Genomic DNA, 17,540 nt, shown 5'->3' on the forward strand with positions numbered 1-17,540 from the left:
ATCTTTGAGCCCTATACTGTGCAGAGGCTGAATGCTGGAAAGTGAGGCAAGTAGGGCGGACCCTGAGTGGATTTTACAACGGGCGCTATTCCTTGAGCCGGACGAGCAGCCGCCCATCCTCGACCTGGATATAATCCACACCGGCTGCAAAGGATTGCCAGAATCCCGGGTTGGCACCGAACTCGTTGACCAGGTCCACATTCTTGAGGTTGCCCAGCCAGGCGTTCGGGATGGGGACGCCCATCAGGCTGACACCCCTTAACTTAACCAGGGGGCGGCCGTTGGCAAACGAGAGTTCTACTCCGGCATTTACTCGTAGGGTTCTGCCCCCGAGTATGGGGAAACCCTCTTCAAGAGGCACGAGAAGCACGGCGCTCAGGAGGTCGTCTGAAAGGTCGACGGCGAGTCTCTGAGCCAGGTCGGTATTATTGGCCAGCATACCGTTGAGTTCCCGCTCACTGAATCGCACCTCCCGGCTGGCGCCTTCCTCACTGTAAGGCTCCGGCTGCAACGGGCGGCCAGATTCGGCGCCCTGGGTATCGATCCCCAGAGTATTCAGTTTAGTGTTGAGTGAGTCCTGTTCACTGGCATTAAGAGTTACGGGTTCGAAGTTGTCAGGAAACACGTAGTGGCTTAACCACCGGTAACCAACGCCGATGGTGGCAACGAGGGTGAGCAGGACGATGCCAAAGACCTGCAAACCACTGAAGCCCCTATTTGCGGGCGGCGGCGCTGATGCTCTTTTATCCTCGATGGACTCACTCATTCCCAATTTTACCTGATTGCAGTCTGAATTCTCTGCCACGCTTCTCGAATCCGCGGCTTCCATGGGATTCCACCCCTTTTCTCACGCCCCTTTCTATTGAGCTATCAAGCACTAGTGTAACTACTGTCAGTGCCCGCGTCCGCTACCTGTGATTTTTGCTGTAACGACAGAGAAAGGTTCGCGACCGTGGCGGTATAAATGGGCATGAGCAAATCTTACCAAGAGACATGAATTGGCGAGTTTGAAGAGCCCGCATGGGTGGTCATGCCGCCGGAAAGCTAGTGCTCCGTTTTTGCCACTGGTGGTCAGTTCAACGTTTTTGCGATTCGTAAAACCTGTGACTATATTGGAGAGGTTCTATCGTTTTCCAGCCTGATTTACACCAAGGCACTGGCGTTCTCCTGATTAGCACCATTCTGGTAAGCGCGCAGAGGCAACTCATGTTTTTTCGACTTTGGCTTTCGTAATGGGTGGCAGCGCAGAATCTCAGAATCTGGCAGACCCGAAGATTCACTCCCGGCAATATGTCGTAAACTCCCTGCTCTTCATATTCACCTTCTGGGCTGTCAATCAGGTGGCTTACCTTTTTACGGTGACCGAGGGTGTAAGTCTGTTCTATCCTCCTTCCGCCTATGCGATGTATTTGATTTTTCTTTTGGGAGGAAAATATCTACCTGTTCATTTTCTGGCGATTTACCTGGGTGGCCTGCCTTTTCGGGATGTCTTCAATTACGACCTGGAGATGTTCGTCCCGGATTTCAGGCAGTTTGTTATCTATGGTGCAGCCGGTCTGATACTCAGAAAAATAAATTCACTACAGGACATCCTCAACGCGAAGTTCTTCTTCTCGGTCATGGTTGCCTCATTTTTGACAGCGCTCATATCGGTGGCTGTCTTTGTGAGTGGCATAGATTTAGAGGCTCAATCCTTTTCCTCGCTGATTGAAATATCATCCTCGTTCTTTGTCGGAAACCTGACGGGGGCCGTCACCGCGATTCCCCTTTTTCTGCTTTTCCATCGATTCTGGAAGCTTGGTTGGAATGAATTCATCTCGTCGTTTTTGACCAGTCTTTTCAAGCCGCAAAAAGTCGCCGCATTACTGGTTATCATGATATTGACCGCCCTGGTGTTTCAGCTGGGGAAAATGGATGAACAGTTTTCCAAATATTACTACCTGATCCTGATTCCGATCGTCTGGAGTGCGGTTAAATGGGGGCTTGGCAATGGACTGGTCTTCGCCTTTATTGGCAACCTTTTTGGCCTGTCGCTATTCATTTTCGCAGGCTACTCGCACTATGGCATTTTCGAAGTACAGATCATGTTTACGATTTCCATAGTTACGGTGATATTGATTGGTCTTGTGCATGATGAAAGGGATCTTTTCTATCATCGAGCTATGTATGACGACTTGACGGGTTTGGCGAATATGCGGCTTTTCAGGGAAGTTTGCTTCACTTCGATCGCAAGAGCCAGAAGAAAAGGGCATGAATGTTCCGTCCTGTTCATTGATATTGACGGTTTTAAATCGGTGAACGATACGTTTGGCCATAAGGCTGGCGACGAAATACTTCAAAAGCTTAGCCAGGAAATGAAAGACTGTGTCCGGGATTCAGATATTTTTGCTCGTTTTGGTGGCGATGAGTTCGTCATTTTTCTCGATGAGATTTCTGACGATAAGGCCGCAGGAGTGCCTGCAAAAATAATCGAGAAACTGGCGAAACCCGTTCGGATTGGTACTGATGCCGTTCAACTCGGTGTCAGTATTGGCATTTCAACCTATCCTCGGGATGGAGCTGATATCGACACGTTGATACGCAAATCTGATGAGGCTATGTACCTTTCAAAAAAGGAGGGCAAGAGCACGTATCGCGTTTTCGGAGCTCATTACTGGTAAGGATCAGAGCCCCCGCCTGAATCAGTACCTGGGCAAAAAACGGGGCTTGATGGATAAGAAGGGGCGAAAGCATGCAAATCGGAGTGATCGCAGACACCCACAGCAAAATGCGCCCTGAAGCCCTGGAGGTTTTGAAAGGCTCGGATTTGATCCTTCATGCCGGTGACGTGGGGCGGGACGAGGTTCTGGAAGCGCTGGAGGCGATCGCCCCCTTGGTTGCGATCCGTGGCAATATCGACAAAACAGGCCGCGCAGCCGCTCTTCCCAATGTTCAGGACCTGGAATTCCTCGGCCATGCTTTTTACATGCTCCACGACGTCAAATCCCTCGATATCGAACCGCAAGGCCGTTACCGCGTGGTGATCGCCGGCCATTCCCACAAACCCCGTAATGAGCGGGTTGGCGATGTGCTTTATTTCAATCCAGGTAGCGCCGGGCCCCGGCGTTTTACTCTGCCGATCACGGTAGGGCGGCTGAAGGTGAGTGAAGACGGTGTGGTTGGCGAGATTATTGAATTGCCGGTCTGATCTTGAAGCAATGAGCTATCCTGGGTTCTACCACGGAACTGTGGACTGGCTTCGTCGTGGTCTTGGGATCAGTGGTGGTGTTTGTGGGGGATAGCACCTGGCGCTGCCGACGTATGGATGTCGGTTAGAGCTGAAGGGGGCCTGTTGACGAGTTCGATATCACCGGTTCATCTTCGCCAAGCCCCTTCCTAAGGCTTCCGCTAATTCTGCGCCATCGGGTATTGCAGGCGAGAACGCAACATATAGAGGTTCCTCGTTGACTAGCCCCGCGTAACGCAGGGGATTGTCCTGGCCTCTCGATTGGAAGTGGTACTGCACAACCCTCTTCTCGGCTACGAGCACATCTATGCGGCCAAGACGCAGCATTTCTACCAACCTGTCTAAAGCTCGATCGCCCCTTAGAACAACCACGCGGGATTCATTATCCTGGTTACCCTTAATGTAATCTTCATAGAGCCCGCCATAAGAGTAGTCCTGGATCACCCCGATACGAACGTCCTTCAAGGATTTAAGCCCCTGGTACTCCCAGGTTTTGTTGGGGAGAGTAAAAACACTATGGTGAGCACTAGCCAGAGGTTCGGGTGGATAGTGAAAGTCTGGCGTTTCAGAAGGCCCTGTCCCAACGATGCCATCATACCGACCAGTCCGAACCTCGGTTATTGCCCGACTCCAAGGCATCTCGGTATATTCTATCTCGTATCCTTCATGTCCTAGAGCGGCTGCCGCCTTTTCAACCAGAATGCCGCGACCAGTCGGATGGTTGGTGCAGTTGAACGGACACCAGCTGTCCGCGATTAACGTTATGGTTCGCTCCTCTGCCAAGCCTCCCCCAGCGAATAAAAAACATAAAACAGCTAGAGTCGCACGACAGATCATTCCGGTCCCCTGATGGAGGCCCCGATAGAGGGGTGTCCTGACATTACATTGTAGCCTACCGATTAGCGCTTAACGATCGTACCTTGGCCGCTGCTTACCGCGCGCGGGGAGTCAGGTTGGCGATGATGGCATCGCAGCTGTCCATCAGTTTGCGTAAAACCGGGACACCCATTAGCCAGCCAGAGTCAATAGGCCATACCGGTCCCTGGCGGTCAGCTGCCATCCGAAGTCAACGGCTCACGGTGCGCACCCATTGCTTTCGATTGGTGGATACGGACTGATCCGCTCCAGACACCCATCAGGATCAAGGCAGGGCGAGTACGACGTTGGCTCCTGCCCCTGGCATTGCTGCCCCAGAAAATCGTTGGTTCCCGGCCGTGTCCATGCGTTACAGAATCAGTGGCTCACCTTTCGGTGCCAGTCTCTCGTGGTTCGCGACCAGGGCGCATTAGTTATACCGCTGATTATGGAGAATGTGTGGGCGCCATTCAGACTTCTGGTTGCACCATCCCGTTTCAGGGCTGCTCCACACATTCAAACCATTAACCAAACAGGCGTTCCGCCTGAAAGGGCACTTGATCGCGCATCACGTAGTAACAGGCCCTGGACAGTTTATGCGCCAGGGCTTTGGTGGCCAGGGCACCGTTTCGCTGGGCCCGCTTGCGCTGATAGAAGCGGTGCGCCGCCTTGTGATGCCGGATAATACTGTGTGCAGCCTCCACAAACGCCCAGCCTAGATACACATTCCCGTTTTTGCGGTTGTTCTGGCCTTTACTCTTGCCATTGCTCAGTCGTTTGCTGTCAACACATCGACAGTAAGAGGCATAACGGCCCACCGTGCTAAATCGTTTGATATCGCCAGTCTCCAGAGCAATCGTTTGGCCCAGGATATCGCCGATGCCGTTCACACTGAGTAGCAACTGGAATTCCGGCTTCAAAGCGATTTGATCTTTGACGCGCTGCTCAATCGCTTCAATCTGTGCGTTGAGGGCCCGCAGAACCACCAGATTACTGTTCAATGCCATGCGCAGTTCCGGGTTATCGTGATAACGTAGTAACTGCCCGTCCGCCCGCTTGATCAAGGCGTTTTCAACTCTTACACCCGTACATCGCCAAATCTGGCATTGGGCGCTGAGCATGAACGTCACCCTATGGCGGACCAGCTGTAAGCGTTTACGCAACAGGTCTCGCAAGGGGCGATCCTCAGCCGGGTAGATATACCCAGTCGGCAGAATTCCCAGGCGCATCAGGTGGGCCAACCAATAGGCGTCCGAGTGATCATCAGTATGCTTGAGGCCACTGTATTGCTGCACCGCAACGGTGTTCACCAGGCAGGCTTTTATCCCTGCCGCCAGTAGGCCATCCACCAGCCAATACCAATTAAAAGTCGACTCGACCGCCACACTTTGCAGCTCGCTCCTAAAGGGCTCCAAGGCCGAGAGAATCAGCGAAAGATCGTTGGGGAAGCGTTTCTGAAGCAGGATATGATCCTGCTCATCAATCACCACCACAACGCTGTTGTTGGAATGCAGATCAATAGCGGAGAATAAGGTCATGTCAGCCTCCTGTAGTGGCAGGTGTGTTTGCCAACTACCAGCCTACTCCGGGTGACGGACTATGGGAGGCTGGCTACATGATCTTCAGATTTGGTTTCTGGCCTCATAACCATGCGCGACGCTCGGGAGCGTCTTAGATGAATGTCCAGGCCAGTATCCTGGTAACCTTGTTTCCCTGCTTCATCTCGATTTCCCGACTATCAACGGCACCGAGCTTGCGAATCAACTTCTTTGCAGGCTTAACATTGTCGGCTTTCGAAACCAGGCTGGTAAACCAGCGGCATTGAGTTGAATACACCTGGCTTTCTCTGATCAGCTTTTTCAGAAACAGCTGTTCACCCCCCTTACACCAAAGCTCTGCTCCCAGCCCGCCAAAGTTCAGGGTGGGGGAGTCGGTTTTTGCTTTCTGTTCACCGCGGCTACGAGCAAGGTTATTGCGTTTAAGCTGGCTGCCTTTAAGTGCCTCTTCGGGCGAGGCATGGAACGGCGGGTTGCATACGCTGACGTCAAAGAACTCCCCGGCCTGAATGATCCCTTCAAAGATATGGTTTCTATCGGGCTGCGTGCGCAGCGTGAAGCGGTCTTTGAGGGTGGGGTTGTTGGAAATGATCCTGGCGACGTTCTCAAGCGACTGGGTGTTAATGTCACTACCGACACACTGCCAGCCGTAAATCTGGCAGGCCAGTAGCGGGTAGATTCCATTTGCTCCCGTCCCTATGTCGAGCAGTTTGATAGGGTGCTGTTCAGGCCCGGGCCCGATTCCCAGCAAGTCCGCCATGGGCGTTCGGTTTCACATGGGGCGCTAGTGCCGGGTGGCTTTTGACGAGAGCCGGGAAGTCATAGCCCTGGTTGTGTAGATTCCTCGGGTGAAGGCCTTTGCGAACAGGCTCGGCGCGGTTTTTTTTACTACGATGGAGGCTGCTCACAGTCATAGGTCCGAGGCTTGGAGTTCCATTGTAGAATTTTAGAGGATTTCTTCAATCGGGTAGACATACTGCAGGTACAGATAGAAGAACAGCAGCGAGATCACCAGGATGACCACGCCCATTACCGGTGAGCTGACCTTGATGCCGGAGGTCGACGCTTCCAAGGTGGAGACGCCCCGATCCCCCTCGTTGCCAGTCTTTTTCAGGTCCGCCCGGAACTGCAGCCACGAAAAATAGATGCCGGCTCCAACCAGGGCGATGACAACCACAAAGATGATACGCGATGACAACAATTGCCACTCGAATACGCCCTGACGGTGGTCGTATCCTTCCGCGCGATAGTCGTAGTAGGCCTTGAGGGCGGCCTGCATGGCGGCTAGTCCTTCGGCATCCATTAACGTGTCAGAGATGATCGCCGGGGCCTGCAGCGGTTGGGAGCGGTTCTGATTGTCTTCCGCTTCGAGGGCGGCTTCCATGGCATCGATCCTTGACGTATCCGCGGGTTCGGGGCTGTTTTCACTGTCCTCGCCCAAGGCCATTGAAATGGGCCCCAACAACAAGCCGCTCACGATTAATGCATGCCAGAGTCGCATCATTCATCACCCTCCAGGGCGGTCAGGAACTGGATACTGCGCAGGCGCCAGTTGATGCGTTCGTAATAGCCTTTGTCGGCTTCGGTTTGCTGGTAGGCCTCGAGTTCGGCGTCGGTCAGGATGTTGCCGAGGATGGCCAGCAGGTTGTTGGAGAGGACGCTGCCCCAGTCGCTCAATGCCTCGGGCAGCTCCGGCAGATCGGCGGCCTGAACCTGGAGGGCTATGGGTGACATTACGGTGCCATCCGGATTGACGTATTCAACCAGGCCGTCTGGCCTCAGGCGCCGTTGTGAGCCGTCCGGCCATGACAGGACAATAGACCCGTCTTCAAGAATGGTTCGTGTAGCGTCGGATGTTTCGACCGGCGTCTCCGGGGTGACGGGAGGCGGACCGAGGTCGACCTGCTCGGGTTCGATGACGCGCAGCTCCCGGTCCCGATGCTCGGGCAGGAGCATCTGGAATTTCGGCACGGCTCGAATCAGCATGGCAGTCGGGTTAATCGAAAGGTTTTGGCAGCGAGTATTGTTGTCTTCGTTGGCCTCCCTGATTTTATGTCCCGGGTCTATACGGGCGCAGAGCTGGTAACGGCCGGGTGGAATGTCTGTTGGCAGTATTGCGGAGGTGCGATAGCGAGTGCGTTGCCGCGGGGGCAAATCATCGGTATTGCTGACGCGTCCACCCTTGAGCAGAACGCCATCGAAGTAGTGTTCATCGTAACGGGCATAGCCGGTGGGCATGGTTTCCCGGGTGATGAAAATGTCGATCATATAGCCATTGTCGGACGATCGGGTCCCCTGGGCCATGCGATCGCCGAGGTTGATAGCATTCAAGGAGAGGGAAGTGCCGATGTCTTCGCCGGCGCTTGCGTTATCCGGCGCTTCAAGCCCGATCACCAGATCCGCTTGTGCCCAGGTCAGTGCCGGCAGCAGGGACAGACCGAAAACCATCATGAGGTACACAAACCAGAGCGGCCGGCGCTGAATAACAGTTCGCGACGGGCATCGAATGCGTGTCATACGGCAACTCCTTCCATGGGTCCAAGGTGGGACTGCCACTCCACCAATCTTAGTAGTCAGCGGCGCCAATGGCCATAATGGCGTACCTTGAACCGTCGCATAGGCCCCTATGCCAATCGAAAAGAACCGAACGCTCACCTGCACGACCACGCGCACGAACCGACCCACCGGCTCCCGATTGTCTATACTCCATAGGGTCTTGTTAAAAAGGAGGAACTATCATGCGGTATTTTACGGTTGTGTTGTTCACGGTTTTCTTTGCGGGCAATGCCCTTGGTAGCCAGTGCCCGAGCCTGGTTAAACAGATCGATCATCAACTGCAGTCAGCGCAACTGGACATCAAGGCTGAGGCCAAGGTCAAAGAGCTCCGGGATCGGGGTGAATCGCTGCACAATCAGGGTAAACATTCCGAGGCTGAGATTGCGCTAAGAAAAGCGATTGATGAACTGGACGCTGCGTTGTAAGGGATAATCGGTAGCAAAACCACGCTGCCAGAAAGGTCGCGACGCCGGTGAAAGCTTCAGCGTCACCGTCACTCCGGAAAAGGCGGCGGCCCAAGCAGGTCCGCCAGTAATAGGCCTGGGGCATATTGAGAATAAGTCTGCCCCGGGTCCCCGTTAACACCAGCCCCTGGCGATGACGGCTTCTTCAATTCGCTTGAGTGCATTAATCCAGGCCCCCAGGCGAACCGATTTGAGCTGGTGACGTTCGGCGCACTCGGTGGCCTGTTGGTAACTGTGAACCAGCCGTTGTCGACGTTGGTCACTTATGGTTTCTGCACCCCAATAGTCGTCCGCAAGGCCTTGTGTCCGTTCCATCTGGCAAAGGTGAACGCTGCCAGCGTTCGCCAGGACGTCCGGTACGATGGTGACACCGCGATCCAGCAACAGTTCGTCCGCTTCCAGCGTCGTGGGGGCATTGGCGGCTTCAACGAGGATTCTTGCCTTCACCTTTTCTGCGACTTCTTTTGTGATCACTCCCTGCAGGGCTGCCGGTACCAGCACATCGCAGTCACAGGTAAACAGTTCTTCGTTGGTGATCGGCTGGGTGTTCGGGAAGTTTGCCAGGCTGCCTTCCTTCTCGCGGTGTTTCAGAAGCTCGTCAATGTCCAGGCCTTCTTCAGCGTAGACGCCACTGTCGATTTCGCGGATGGCAATGATCTTGCAGCCTGCTTTGTGAAAGGCCTGGGCAGCAACTGAGCCTACCTGTCCGAAGCCTTGAATCGCCACGCGCGCGCCCTCGAGCTTGAAACCGATCTGCTCCGCCGCTGCCTGAAAGACTTCGAAAACCCCGAGGCCTGTGGCCTCGTAACCGCCCAGAGTACCACCCAGAATCGGCGGCTTGTCGTTCACCGCCACTGGTGAGTGGCGGCCGGTAATCTGCTCGTACTCATCGAGCATCCAGGCCATGCTTTGCATGTCGGTGCCTACGTCGGCGCCGGGGACATCACAGTCCGGGCCGGAGGGCCTTAGATAGCGGATATAGGCTCTGCACAGCCGTTCGAATTCGTGCTTGCTGAGTTTGCCGGGGTCAGCGGCAATGCCACCCTTGCCACCACCAGCGGGAATTCGCCCTGCGGCATGCTTGATCGACATAACCAGGGCCAGCGCCTTGCACTCGTCAAGGTTGAGATCCGGGGAGATGCGGGTGCCGTCCCGGGTAGGACCGAGGGCGTCGGTATGACAGACCCGGTGGGCGTCGAATACACGACTGCTGCCATCGTCCATTTTTAGTGGGATGCGAAAGCTGGTGGCCCGACCGGGGGCGGACAGCAGTTCCACAACATCCGGATTGATCTTGCCGATCTCTGCGGCCTGGCGCATCAGGCGGGTGCTTTGTTCAAGGAAGTCTTCCATGGTGGTTTCTCCCCTGTGGTTCGGAATGAGTTTATTTGCGGTGCTTACCGAAAAGGTCGCGCAGCTCATTCTTTGCAGCCTCAAGGCGCTCTCTTTGCTCTGCGGTAAGTTGTTTGCCCGCCCGATTGATGTAAAACGTCAGCATCGACATAGCTGACCGGTAAGGATCCGACTTCCGGCGCTTGCTCTCTTCGGCAGATTTCTTCAGGGAACGGGCAATTTCCCGTGGATCGTCCAGCGCGAATACGCCGGACTCAAGGTTCAGCGCATCACTGGATTCCGTTACCTTCTGCGACCAGCGCTCAGATTTATCCAAAACCTACCTCCAGTCGTCTGGCAAGACGTACACTGTAACCATATCAAGTGAAGGGCGTTACGCAAGGGGAAGTACATTGAATCAGAAAGGCTCACTCACCTCATGGAACGACGCCAAGGGCTTCGGCTTTATTACGCCGGAAGGCGGTGGTGAACGGGTGTTTGCTCATATCAGCCGTTACGCGGGCCGGGACCGACCGGTGTCCGATCGCAAGGTGAGTTACAGCATCACGAAGGACGATCAGGGCCGGCTGAGGGCAGGGCGGTTCCAGTATGCCGGAGCGGCAAAGGTGGGCGCCAGCATTGCGCCGGGAGTCTGGGTGTCCGCGGCTGTTATGTTGGTGTTTTTCACCGTTCTGGCTGGCGGTCCTGGCCAATCTGGGCGCTCTGGGTTGGCTGCTTTTGGCTCCGGAGGCGAGCGCTTTGCGGCAGCAATTGGGCTTTGATTTGTCGAAGTCTTTGCAGCCGCTTGTCTGGTAGTCGGCTAAAAAGTCACCTTTCATGGTTTTATCCAATCAGGTGTCCTGTTTCTCCCTGATGGTTTGCTCTCAGCCTGTAATCGCAAAACTGAGCAGCCAGCGGTTACCACGCTCGATCTTTGATACCCGGTGCTGATAAAGATCCGGGCGAAACAGGTAGACCCGCCCGAACAGGTTGAAAATATTCTTCTCACAAGTGAATTCGCCACCGGCTGCGGGTTTGACCAGAACGCAGTTCAGTTTGTAGAGCCAGCCCTCTGAAACCATGTCCACATGGGGCACTACCTTATGGCCCTCGGGATATCGAACCAGGTATATGCTGAGCCGTCTGGAATGAAACAGGACCCGGGTTTTTACGTTTGTTGCCATTGGGTGTGCGTTCACTATCTAAGGGTGATGGGCCCAGTCTGCGCGGTCTGGTTGGGTGCGGTCAACGGTTCCACCTGCATGGCTTTCCGGGCCGGCTCCGGCGGGTGAGACATGTGTCAGCAGCCGATCAACGCCTGCTGACATAGCATCAGATATTTATTTTTAGAATTTGATACCAAGCGGAGACCAGTCAAATCTATCGTCTGAATGGTAATATTAAGCCGGCCATGCTCATGGGGCGTTACCTGGTCCATAGAAAATCTCAGTATTTTTATTCAAACATTGTTTTGCCCGGAGCCCGAAATGTTTAAGCCTGCTTGTTACAGTTGTCGGAAAACGTTTGAGCCATCTGCGCTGAGGGTTTCCTACTCAAAAAACTACTGTGAGGGCTGCGGTGTGGGGCTGTTTGGTGAGGATTACTTCAGTTTCGCCAGAAAGCCCGCTCCAACTACCCGGAAGAACCTGGCTGTCCATTTTGCCGTGCTTCTTTTCGCGGTTGCTGGCCTGGTGTTATGGTTCTATTGAAAACTGCGTTGCAAACTGGGGCTTTTCCGGTTTTTCCAGGTCAGCATACAGCGATAACCTCAACTACACTTCCTATGAATCTACAACGGTATAGGGAGGCTCGATATGGCTGTCCGACCGAACGTAGTTTTATTCGATGTCCTTGAGACATTGATTGATCTGGATCCGCTGGCGGCTCGGCTGGAAGAGGTTGGCCAGCCAGCGACCATCCTGCAGCCCTGGTTCCTGCGCTTTCAACGCGATGCCATGGCGCTGACCCTTGCCGGCGACCCGGCACCCTTCGAACCTCTTGCCAGGGAATCACTCCGCACGGAAACGAAACTCACGCTCAGTGAACGTGAGATTGAGTATGTGGTTGAAGGGTTCTCCACGCTGCCCACCTTCGACGATGCCGCGCCAGCTCTGAAGAAAATCTCTGAGGCGGGCGCGTCCGTTGGATGCCTTACCGTCAACAGTCCTGAAAAAACACGCCGTTTCCTCGAAGGTGCGGGGCTTGCCGGGTTTGTTGACCACGTCGTCACAGCGCAGGAGGCCGGTATCTGGAAACCTCATCCGGACATTTACCGCTTCGCAGCAAAACGTCTGGATACGCCGATTGAGCGCTTGGCTCTGGTGGCCGTGCATGCCTGGGACTGCCATGGAGCAAAACGGGCCGGCGCAATTGCGGGCTGGTGTTCGCGTCTTGAATACGAGCCTGGCGATGTCTTTCTGCCCGCCGACGTCACTGGCGATAGTCTTGTTGAGGTGGCAGACAAACTGATGGCACTGCACTGAAAGTTGGTCACTCCGGCAACCTTCGAAAACGGGGACCTGCTGCGTTTCAACGAGCAGGCCGCCACAGTGCCATGCCTTCTATTTTGCTCTAGCTCTTTACGCAGACAAACAGGGCGTTGCCGGATTGCCCGTCCCAGGGCTCTATCCTACCGTAGTCATGCTCGAATATATGCACCTCGAAATAAGGCTCCAGCAGCTGTGCAAGCTCCTCGAAGCCCAACGCCACCATTGGATGCTCGTCCTTCCAGGTCTCGCTGACATTTTGCGTGTTTTTTTTGATGCACAGCTTGAGTGACTGTTGCTCACCATGGCCGCAGTATTGCCAGCCCGAACTGAATGTGAAAACACCGTCCTGGTGCTCTGCGGTATGGGTTACAAGCAAATTGTTGTTGATCTTATTTTTGTCCACCGCATTGAAGCAGAACACACCATTGGCCTGCAGGGCATTGTGGACGCTGGTGATGCAGGATTTCAGGCGATCGATGTCATTGCTGTAGTGAATGGAATACAGAAAGCAGGTGATCAGGTCGAAAGACTGGTCAAAGGCAAAACTGCCAATGTCGCCCAGGGTGAACTCTGCTTCAGGGCAGCGCACTTTGGCTTTGTCCAGCATAGGCTGATTGATGTCCAGGCCCTGGCTTTGGTAGCCAAAGTCGAGGAAATGCCGAATGTGGGGGCCGGTTCCACAGGCCAGGTCCAGGTGACTGTGGCCGCCGTTTCCGAACAGCTGGTCAAGCCGGTGCACGCCACTGCTTTGTTCCGGGTAGTCGATGTCGGCACACATCAGATCGTAATAACCGGAGAGGTCGGTGTAGAGCTTGGTGGACGGTTGCATGACGGCTCACTGGGCAGGATAGGCGGCTGGCCGGCAGTATAGCAATCAGTTCGCCGGTGTTCACCATCGTTTCTGCCGCCACTGCTGGCTATAATGGCGGACTTTGAACCGTTGCAGAGAACCCTATGCCAATTGAAAAGAACCAGGTGGTCCTGTTTCACTACAGCGTCCGTGATGAACAGGGCAACGAAGTTGAAAACTCCCGTGGTGGCGAGCCGAACGCCTACCTGCACGGCCACGGCGGCATTATTAAAGGGCTGGAGGAAGCCCTGGAAGGTCGCGAAGCCGGCGATACGTTCAGCGCTACCGTCACTCCGGAAAAAGCCTATGGTCCGCGCAAGGCCGATGCCATCCAGCGCGTGCCGATCAAGCATTTGATGGGTGCCAAACGCTGGAAGCCGGGCATGATCGCCCAGGTGAAAACCGAGCAGGGCCCGCGCCATGTGGTCGTCGCCAAGGTCGGCCACAAGTTTGCCGATGTCGACACCAACCATCCGATGGCCGGTAAAACCCTGACCTTCGATATCGAAGTCATTGATGTACGCGCCGCTGACGCGGAAGAGTTAGCGCACGGCCACGCGCATGGGCCGGGCGGGCATCATTGAACGATTAAGCCCTGTAAAAATGAATGCGCCTTTCACGCTGCGGCCATACCAGCAGGAAGCGGTGGATGCCACGTTGAGGCATTTTCGCCAATCCGATGAGTCTGCCGTTATTGTATTGCCCACCGGCGCGGGTAAGAGTCTGGTCATCGCCGAGTTGGCCCGCCTTGCCCGCCGAAAGATTCTGGTGCTGACCCACGTAAAAGAGCTTGTGGAGCAGAATCACGCCAAATACCAGAGTTATGGGTTAACGGGCGGCATCTTCTCCGCCGGGCTGAAACGTAAGGAAAACCGGCATCAGGTGACCTTTGCCAGTGTGCAGTCCGTATCGGCGAACCTGGATCAGTTCAGGGATGAATACTCGCTGGTCATCATCGATGAGTGCCATCGGGTCAGCGGTGAGGAAACCAGTCAGTATCAACGAATCATCGAGCTGCTACGGCAACAGAACGAAGCCCTTAAAGTGCTCGGGCTGACCGCCACACCTTATCGCTTGGCCATGGGCTGGATTTATCGCTATCACTACCGGGGTTTTGTCCGGGGTGAACAGGATAAACCTTTTCAGCACTGCATTTATGAACTGCCGTTGAGCTATATGATCAATCGGGGGTACCTCACCCGGCCTGAGTTGGTGAACGCGGCGGTGACGCAATACGATTTCTCCGCGCTGCCTCAGGATCGCTTTGGTGAATACGCTGAGAAGGACGTCAACCAGCTGCTGAGCAAACATAAGCGTGTGACCCGTGCCATCATTGAGCAGGTGATGGAGCTGGCGGCTGAGCGCAAGGGGGTGATGGTCTTTGCGGCAACAGTGGAGCATGCCCGGGAGATCACCGGCTATCTGCCGGAACACCAGACCGCCCTGGTGACCGGCGCGACCGATCTGAAGGATCGGGATCTGCTGATTCAGCGCTTCAAACAGCGGCAGTTGAAGTATCTGGTGAACGTGTCCGTGCTCACCACGGGCTTTGATGCGCCCCATGTGGATTTTATCGCCATTCTTCGTCCTACCCAGTCGGTCAGTCTGTATCAGCAGATCGTGGGTCGCGGTCTTCGCCTGGACGACGGCAAACAGGACTGCCTGGTGATTGATTACGCGGGCAATCATGTGAACCTGCATCACCCGGAAGTCGGGGAGCCGAAACCCAACCCCGACACTGAGCCGGTGCAGGTATTCTGCCCTGGCTGCGGTTTTGCCAATATCTTCTGGGGCAAAACAGACAGTGATGGCCATGTTATCGAGCACTACGGGCGACGTTGTCAGGGGCTGCTGGAGCCCGCGGAAGGGGATGAATCTGCCAAGCAGAACGGGCGCCCGCAACAGTGCGATTATCGTTTTCGTTTCAAGGAGTGCCCACACTGCGGTGGCGAGAATGATGTTGCCGCCCGTAACTGCCACCAGTGTCGGAAGGCCATCGTCGATCCGGATGATCAACTGAGAGATGCGCTGAAACTCAAGGATGCCATGGTAATCCGCTGCGCCGGGATCACGCTAAGTGTTGGTGAGAGCAAACTGAGAATTACCTATCACGGCGAGGATGGGGAGGAACTCAGCGAGTCGTTTGATTTCGGCAAGCCGGGCCAGCGCAATGTCTTTAACAAGCTGTTTGGACGGCGCTTCGCCAATAGCCAGGCTCCGAAAGTGTTCAGCAGGACGAATGAGGTGCTTGAGATGCAGGGCTTATTGCCGGTGCCGGATTTTGTGATTGCTCGTAAGCAGAAGCATTATTGGCAGGTGCAGGAACGGATCTTTGATTATCAGGGGGGCTATCGCAAGGCGTGTAAATAGAGCCGTCCCGGTTTTTCCTCGGCGTTTTCTTTCTTCTATAGTGATATAGACCATGGATGCACCTCAATGCCGGTAGGACGCGAATGAAAAAATATGCGATAGGGTGGCTGGTCGTTGCTCTCGTGTTTTCCAGCCTGTGCGTGGCACAGACGGAAGACAAAGAGATGCGATGGTTTACCGTCGATTCGTTGAATACCGGGCTCGATGAGCCCCCCGAGGGGGTCAAGCGACAGACGCCACGCGAGTCGGTCCGTAGCTTTCTCCAACTCACCAAACAGCAGGACTTCGAGGCGGCGGCGCACCTTCTCAATCTTTCCGAGCTGAGTGCGGCGGAACAGCGCGAGAAGGGGAACGAGTTAGCCAGGCAACTTGCCGCCGTTCTCAGGCGTGGCGAGTGGATCGATACCTCTGATTTGTCCGGACGGCAGGATGCCGCCATTGTAGATCCGGCGGGCAAAAATCCCCGGGCGGGGCAACCACGACGCAGTCTCCAGCTCGCATCACTCCGTGCCGAAGATCAATCCTATGATATTCGTCTGGCACGATACCGGGTGGGCGAAGAGAATCCCGTCTGGTTGATCACGCCGGACAGTCTGACCTCCCTCCCCCTGCTTTATGAAGAATACGGCCCCTCCTGGCTGGAAGAACATGTGCCACAGCGTTTCAAATCAACGTTCGGCACACTCCAGATCTGGGAGTGGATCGCTATTCCAATTTTCCTCCTCGGCGTGGGCTCAGTGGGGTGGCTTGTTCATCGCTTGGTCGGCCTGGTGGCACGATGGCTGCCCTCCGGCTCACCCAGCATCTTCGCCGGCGAGATCAGGCTGCCCATGGCGCTAGTCGTTATGACGCTAGTGGGCCGAGTCCTACTCAATTACGTGGTATCCTTCTCGGCCGTGGCGACCACGTCTTTCCGCATACTGCTGATCACCATCCTGGCCTGGGGCATCGGTATGATCGCGCTGCGTTTCGTGGACGTCCTCCTGCTGAAGGTAAAGCGACATCTGGTGGGAGAGATCGATGACACCAAACACCGGGACGAACGCAAGTTATTGACATCGCTCTATGCGTTGCGTCGAGGAATCATCCTGATGACGGTTGTCGCCGTCACCGTCTACATACTGTCTCAGATCGCGCTTTTCGAGGCGCTGGGCATCACTCTCCTTGCCTCGGCCAGTATCCTGACGGTTCTGCTGGGTATTGCCGGTCAGGCGGTGCTGGGCAACATTCTCTCTTCATTTCAGGTGTCGCTCGCCAAGCCAATACGGATTGGTGATCTGATCGTCTTCGAGGATCAATGGTGCTATGTGGAAGGCATCTTTTATACGTTCATTCGATTGAGAACCTGGGATGAACGCCGTTTGGTTGTACCGGTTCAGTACTTCACTTCGAAGCCCTTCCAGAATCTGTCGGTCAAGAGTGCCAAAATGTACAGGATGATAGAGCTGGCGCTTCACCTGAATGCCGACATCGAGTGCCTGAGGGAGAAATTCAAGGAGTTCGCCGAGGCAGAAGAAAACGTCATCGAGCACCACAAGCTCTCGTGCTTTGTCACTGCGCAGACTGAGGCGGCCCAGAAGGTCTCTTTCTACCTCATGACCTCCGAGCCCTTTGCCGGCTGGGAGGCAGAGATGAATGTCCGTGAGAAGTTGCTGGGATTCATCCGCGACAACCACCCCGAATGGTGGCCGAGGGAGGTGGTGGTCGCCAGCCACCACGACATGGCTCTCGGGAAAAGGCCAGCTGCCAGCCCGGCGACCGTGGCCGGCGGCCCCGACGCAGGAGACTCAACGTGATGCTGAATCATTGCCGGCGCTGGCTTTTGTGATTGCCCGCAAGCAA

General features: G+C 55.1%; 17 protein-coding genes and 1 pseudogene. 8 read left to right on the plus strand and 10 right to left on the minus strand.

Going from position 1 to position 17,540, the window contains the following annotated elements; genetic code table 11:
• Positions 1-85: 85 nt before the first annotated feature.
• Complete coding sequence (locus tag QPL94_RS07780) at positions 86-766, minus strand: arginine N-succinyltransferase (RefSeq protein WP_285356613.1); 681 nt, start codon at positions 764-766, stop codon at positions 86-88.
• A 466-nt stretch (positions 767-1,232) separates the two neighbouring features.
• Between QPL94_RS07780 and QPL94_RS07785 the strand changes: the two genes are divergently transcribed.
• Both QPL94_RS07785 and QPL94_RS07790 read left to right on the plus strand, forming a co-directional pair.
• Positions 1,233-2,660: a diguanylate cyclase domain-containing protein gene (locus QPL94_RS07785; RefSeq protein ID WP_285356614.1), complete on the plus strand. Its 1,428-nt coding sequence runs from the start codon at positions 1,233-1,235 to the stop codon at positions 2,658-2,660.
• 71 nt (positions 2,661-2,731) lie between these two features.
• Entirely contained in the window at positions 2,732-3,187 is a 456-nt protein-coding gene (locus QPL94_RS07790) for a metallophosphoesterase family protein (RefSeq protein ID WP_285356615.1), read from the plus strand.
• 159 nt (positions 3,188-3,346) lie between these two features.
• On the opposite strand, the gene QPL94_RS07795 is transcribed toward QPL94_RS07790, so the two are convergent.
• From QPL94_RS07795 to QPL94_RS07815, 5 genes and pseudogenes are all read right to left on the minus strand, one after another.
• Complete coding sequence (locus QPL94_RS07795) at positions 3,347-4,009, minus strand: substrate-binding periplasmic protein (RefSeq protein ID WP_285356617.1); 663 nt, start codon at positions 4,007-4,009, stop codon at positions 3,347-3,349.
• A gap of 596 nt (positions 4,010-4,605) precedes the next feature.
• Positions 4,606-5,619 (minus strand): IS110 family RNA-guided transposase, encoded by a 1,014-nt coding sequence (locus QPL94_RS07800; protein ID WP_285356619.1) that lies wholly within the window; start codon positions 5,617-5,619, stop codon positions 4,606-4,608.
• Between the two features lie 133 nt (positions 5,620-5,752).
• A pseudogene (locus QPL94_RS07805) lies at positions 5,753-6,545 on the minus strand (RlmF-related methyltransferase).
• A 38-nt stretch (positions 6,546-6,583) separates the two neighbouring features.
• Positions 6,584-7,141: a hypothetical protein gene (locus QPL94_RS07810; protein ID WP_285356620.1), complete on the minus strand. Its 558-nt coding sequence runs from the start codon at positions 7,139-7,141 to the stop codon at positions 6,584-6,586.
• Positions 7,138-8,154 (minus strand): hypothetical protein, encoded by a 1,017-nt coding sequence (locus QPL94_RS07815; protein ID WP_285356621.1) that lies wholly within the window; start codon positions 8,152-8,154, stop codon positions 7,138-7,140. Before QPL94_RS07815 ends, QPL94_RS07810 begins: the two co-directional genes overlap by 4 nt.
• Before the next feature lie 221 nt (positions 8,155-8,375).
• Between QPL94_RS07815 and QPL94_RS07820 the strand changes: the two genes are divergently transcribed.
• Entirely contained in the window at positions 8,376-8,618 is a 243-nt protein-coding gene (locus QPL94_RS07820; RefSeq protein ID WP_285356622.1) for a hypothetical protein, read from the plus strand.
• Between the two features lie 153 nt (positions 8,619-8,771).
• Here the strand turns inward: QPL94_RS07820 and QPL94_RS07825 are convergent, their stop codons facing one another.
• Both QPL94_RS07825 and QPL94_RS07830 read right to left on the minus strand, forming a co-directional pair.
• Positions 8,772-10,010, minus strand: a complete 1,239-nt coding sequence (locus tag QPL94_RS07825; protein ID WP_285356623.1) for a Glu/Leu/Phe/Val family dehydrogenase — start codon at positions 10,008-10,010, stop codon at positions 8,772-8,774.
• 31 nt (positions 10,011-10,041) lie between these two features.
• On the minus strand, positions 10,042-10,326 hold the full coding sequence (locus tag QPL94_RS07830) for a DUF3175 domain-containing protein (protein ID WP_285356624.1): 285 nt from the start codon (positions 10,324-10,326) through the stop codon (positions 10,042-10,044).
• A gap of 76 nt (positions 10,327-10,402) precedes the next feature.
• Between QPL94_RS07830 and QPL94_RS07835 the strand changes: the two genes are divergently transcribed.
• Positions 10,403-10,771: a cold shock domain-containing protein gene (locus QPL94_RS07835; protein WP_285356625.1), complete on the plus strand. Its 369-nt coding sequence runs from the start codon at positions 10,403-10,405 to the stop codon at positions 10,769-10,771.
• A gap of 102 nt (positions 10,772-10,873) precedes the next feature.
• Here QPL94_RS07835 and QPL94_RS07840 read toward each other — a convergent pair whose 3' ends face one another.
• Complete coding sequence (locus QPL94_RS07840) at positions 10,874-11,173, minus strand: 2OG-Fe(II) oxygenase (RefSeq protein ID WP_285356627.1); 300 nt, start codon at positions 11,171-11,173, stop codon at positions 10,874-10,876.
• A 630-nt stretch (positions 11,174-11,803) separates the two neighbouring features.
• On the opposite strand from QPL94_RS07840, the gene QPL94_RS07845 reads away from it, so the two are divergent.
• On the plus strand, positions 11,804-12,472 hold the full coding sequence (locus QPL94_RS07845) for an HAD family hydrolase (protein WP_285356629.1): 669 nt from the start codon (positions 11,804-11,806) through the stop codon (positions 12,470-12,472).
• Between the two features lie 88 nt (positions 12,473-12,560).
• Here the strand turns inward: QPL94_RS07845 and QPL94_RS07850 are convergent, their stop codons facing one another.
• The gene (locus tag QPL94_RS07850) at positions 12,561-13,307 is read right to left on the minus strand and encodes a class I SAM-dependent DNA methyltransferase (protein ID WP_285356630.1); all 747 of its coding nucleotides are present in this window, start codon (positions 13,305-13,307) and stop codon (positions 12,561-12,563) included.
• A gap of 125 nt (positions 13,308-13,432) precedes the next feature.
• Here QPL94_RS07850 and QPL94_RS07855 point away from each other — a divergent pair, with 125 nt between their 5' ends.
• From QPL94_RS07855 to QPL94_RS07865, 3 genes are all read left to right on the plus strand, one after another.
• Positions 13,433-13,912 (plus strand): FKBP-type peptidyl-prolyl cis-trans isomerase, encoded by a 480-nt coding sequence (locus tag QPL94_RS07855; protein ID WP_285356631.1) that lies wholly within the window; start codon positions 13,433-13,435, stop codon positions 13,910-13,912.
• Between the two features lie 19 nt (positions 13,913-13,931).
• Positions 13,932-15,698 carry a DNA repair helicase RadD gene (radD, locus tag QPL94_RS07860; protein WP_285356632.1) on the plus strand — a complete coding sequence of 589 codons (1,767 nt, stop codon included), beginning with the start codon at positions 13,932-13,934 and terminating at the stop codon, positions 15,696-15,698.
• Positions 15,699-15,781: 83 nt separating this feature from the next.
• The gene (locus QPL94_RS07865) at positions 15,782-17,494 is read left to right on the plus strand and encodes a mechanosensitive ion channel family protein (protein WP_285356633.1); all 1,713 of its coding nucleotides are present in this window, start codon (positions 15,782-15,784) and stop codon (positions 17,492-17,494) included.
• Positions 17,495-17,540: the final 46 nt, after the last annotated feature.

Source organism: Marinobacter sp. SS13-12 (genome assembly GCF_030227115.1).
Classification (GTDB): Bacteria; Pseudomonadota; Gammaproteobacteria; order Pseudomonadales; family Oleiphilaceae; genus Marinobacter.

Bases quoted from the DNA above. Each gene is read 5' to 3' on its own strand.
- QPL94_RS07780 (WP_285356613.1), bottom strand. From the start codon at position 766: ATGAGTGAGTCCATCGAGGATAAAAGAGCATCAGCGCCGCCGCCCGCA.
- QPL94_RS07785 (WP_285356614.1), top strand. From the start codon at position 1,233: ATGGGTGGCAGCGCAGAATCTCAGAATCTGGCAGACCCGAAGATTCAC.
- QPL94_RS07790 (WP_285356615.1), top strand. From the start codon at position 2,732: ATGCAAATCGGAGTGATCGCAGACACCCACAGCAAAATGCGCCCTGAA.
- QPL94_RS07800 (WP_285356619.1), bottom strand. From the start codon at position 5,619: ATGACCTTATTCTCCGCTATTGATCTGCATTCCAACAACAGCGTTGTG.
- QPL94_RS07810 (WP_285356620.1), bottom strand. From the start codon at position 7,141: ATGATGCGACTCTGGCATGCATTAATCGTGAGCGGCTTGTTGTTGGGG.
- QPL94_RS07815 (WP_285356621.1), bottom strand. From the start codon at position 8,154: ATGACACGCATTCGATGCCCGTCGCGAACTGTTATTCAGCGCCGGCCG.
- QPL94_RS07820 (WP_285356622.1), top strand. From the start codon at position 8,376: ATGCGGTATTTTACGGTTGTGTTGTTCACGGTTTTCTTTGCGGGCAAT.
- QPL94_RS07825 (WP_285356623.1), bottom strand. From the start codon at position 10,010: ATGGAAGACTTCCTTGAACAAAGCACCCGCCTGATGCGCCAGGCCGCA.
- QPL94_RS07840 (WP_285356627.1), bottom strand. From the start codon at position 11,173: ATGGCAACAAACGTAAAAACCCGGGTCCTGTTTCATTCCAGACGGCTC.
- QPL94_RS07845 (WP_285356629.1), top strand. From the start codon at position 11,804: ATGGCTGTCCGACCGAACGTAGTTTTATTCGATGTCCTTGAGACATTG.
- QPL94_RS07850 (WP_285356630.1), bottom strand. From the start codon at position 13,307: ATGCAACCGTCCACCAAGCTCTACACCGACCTCTCCGGTTATTACGAT.
- QPL94_RS07855 (WP_285356631.1), top strand. From the start codon at position 13,433: ATGCCAATTGAAAAGAACCAGGTGGTCCTGTTTCACTACAGCGTCCGT.
- radD (WP_285356632.1), top strand. From the start codon at position 13,932: ATGAATGCGCCTTTCACGCTGCGGCCATACCAGCAGGAAGCGGTGGAT.
- QPL94_RS07865 (WP_285356633.1), top strand. From the start codon at position 15,782: ATGAAAAAATATGCGATAGGGTGGCTGGTCGTTGCTCTCGTGTTTTCC.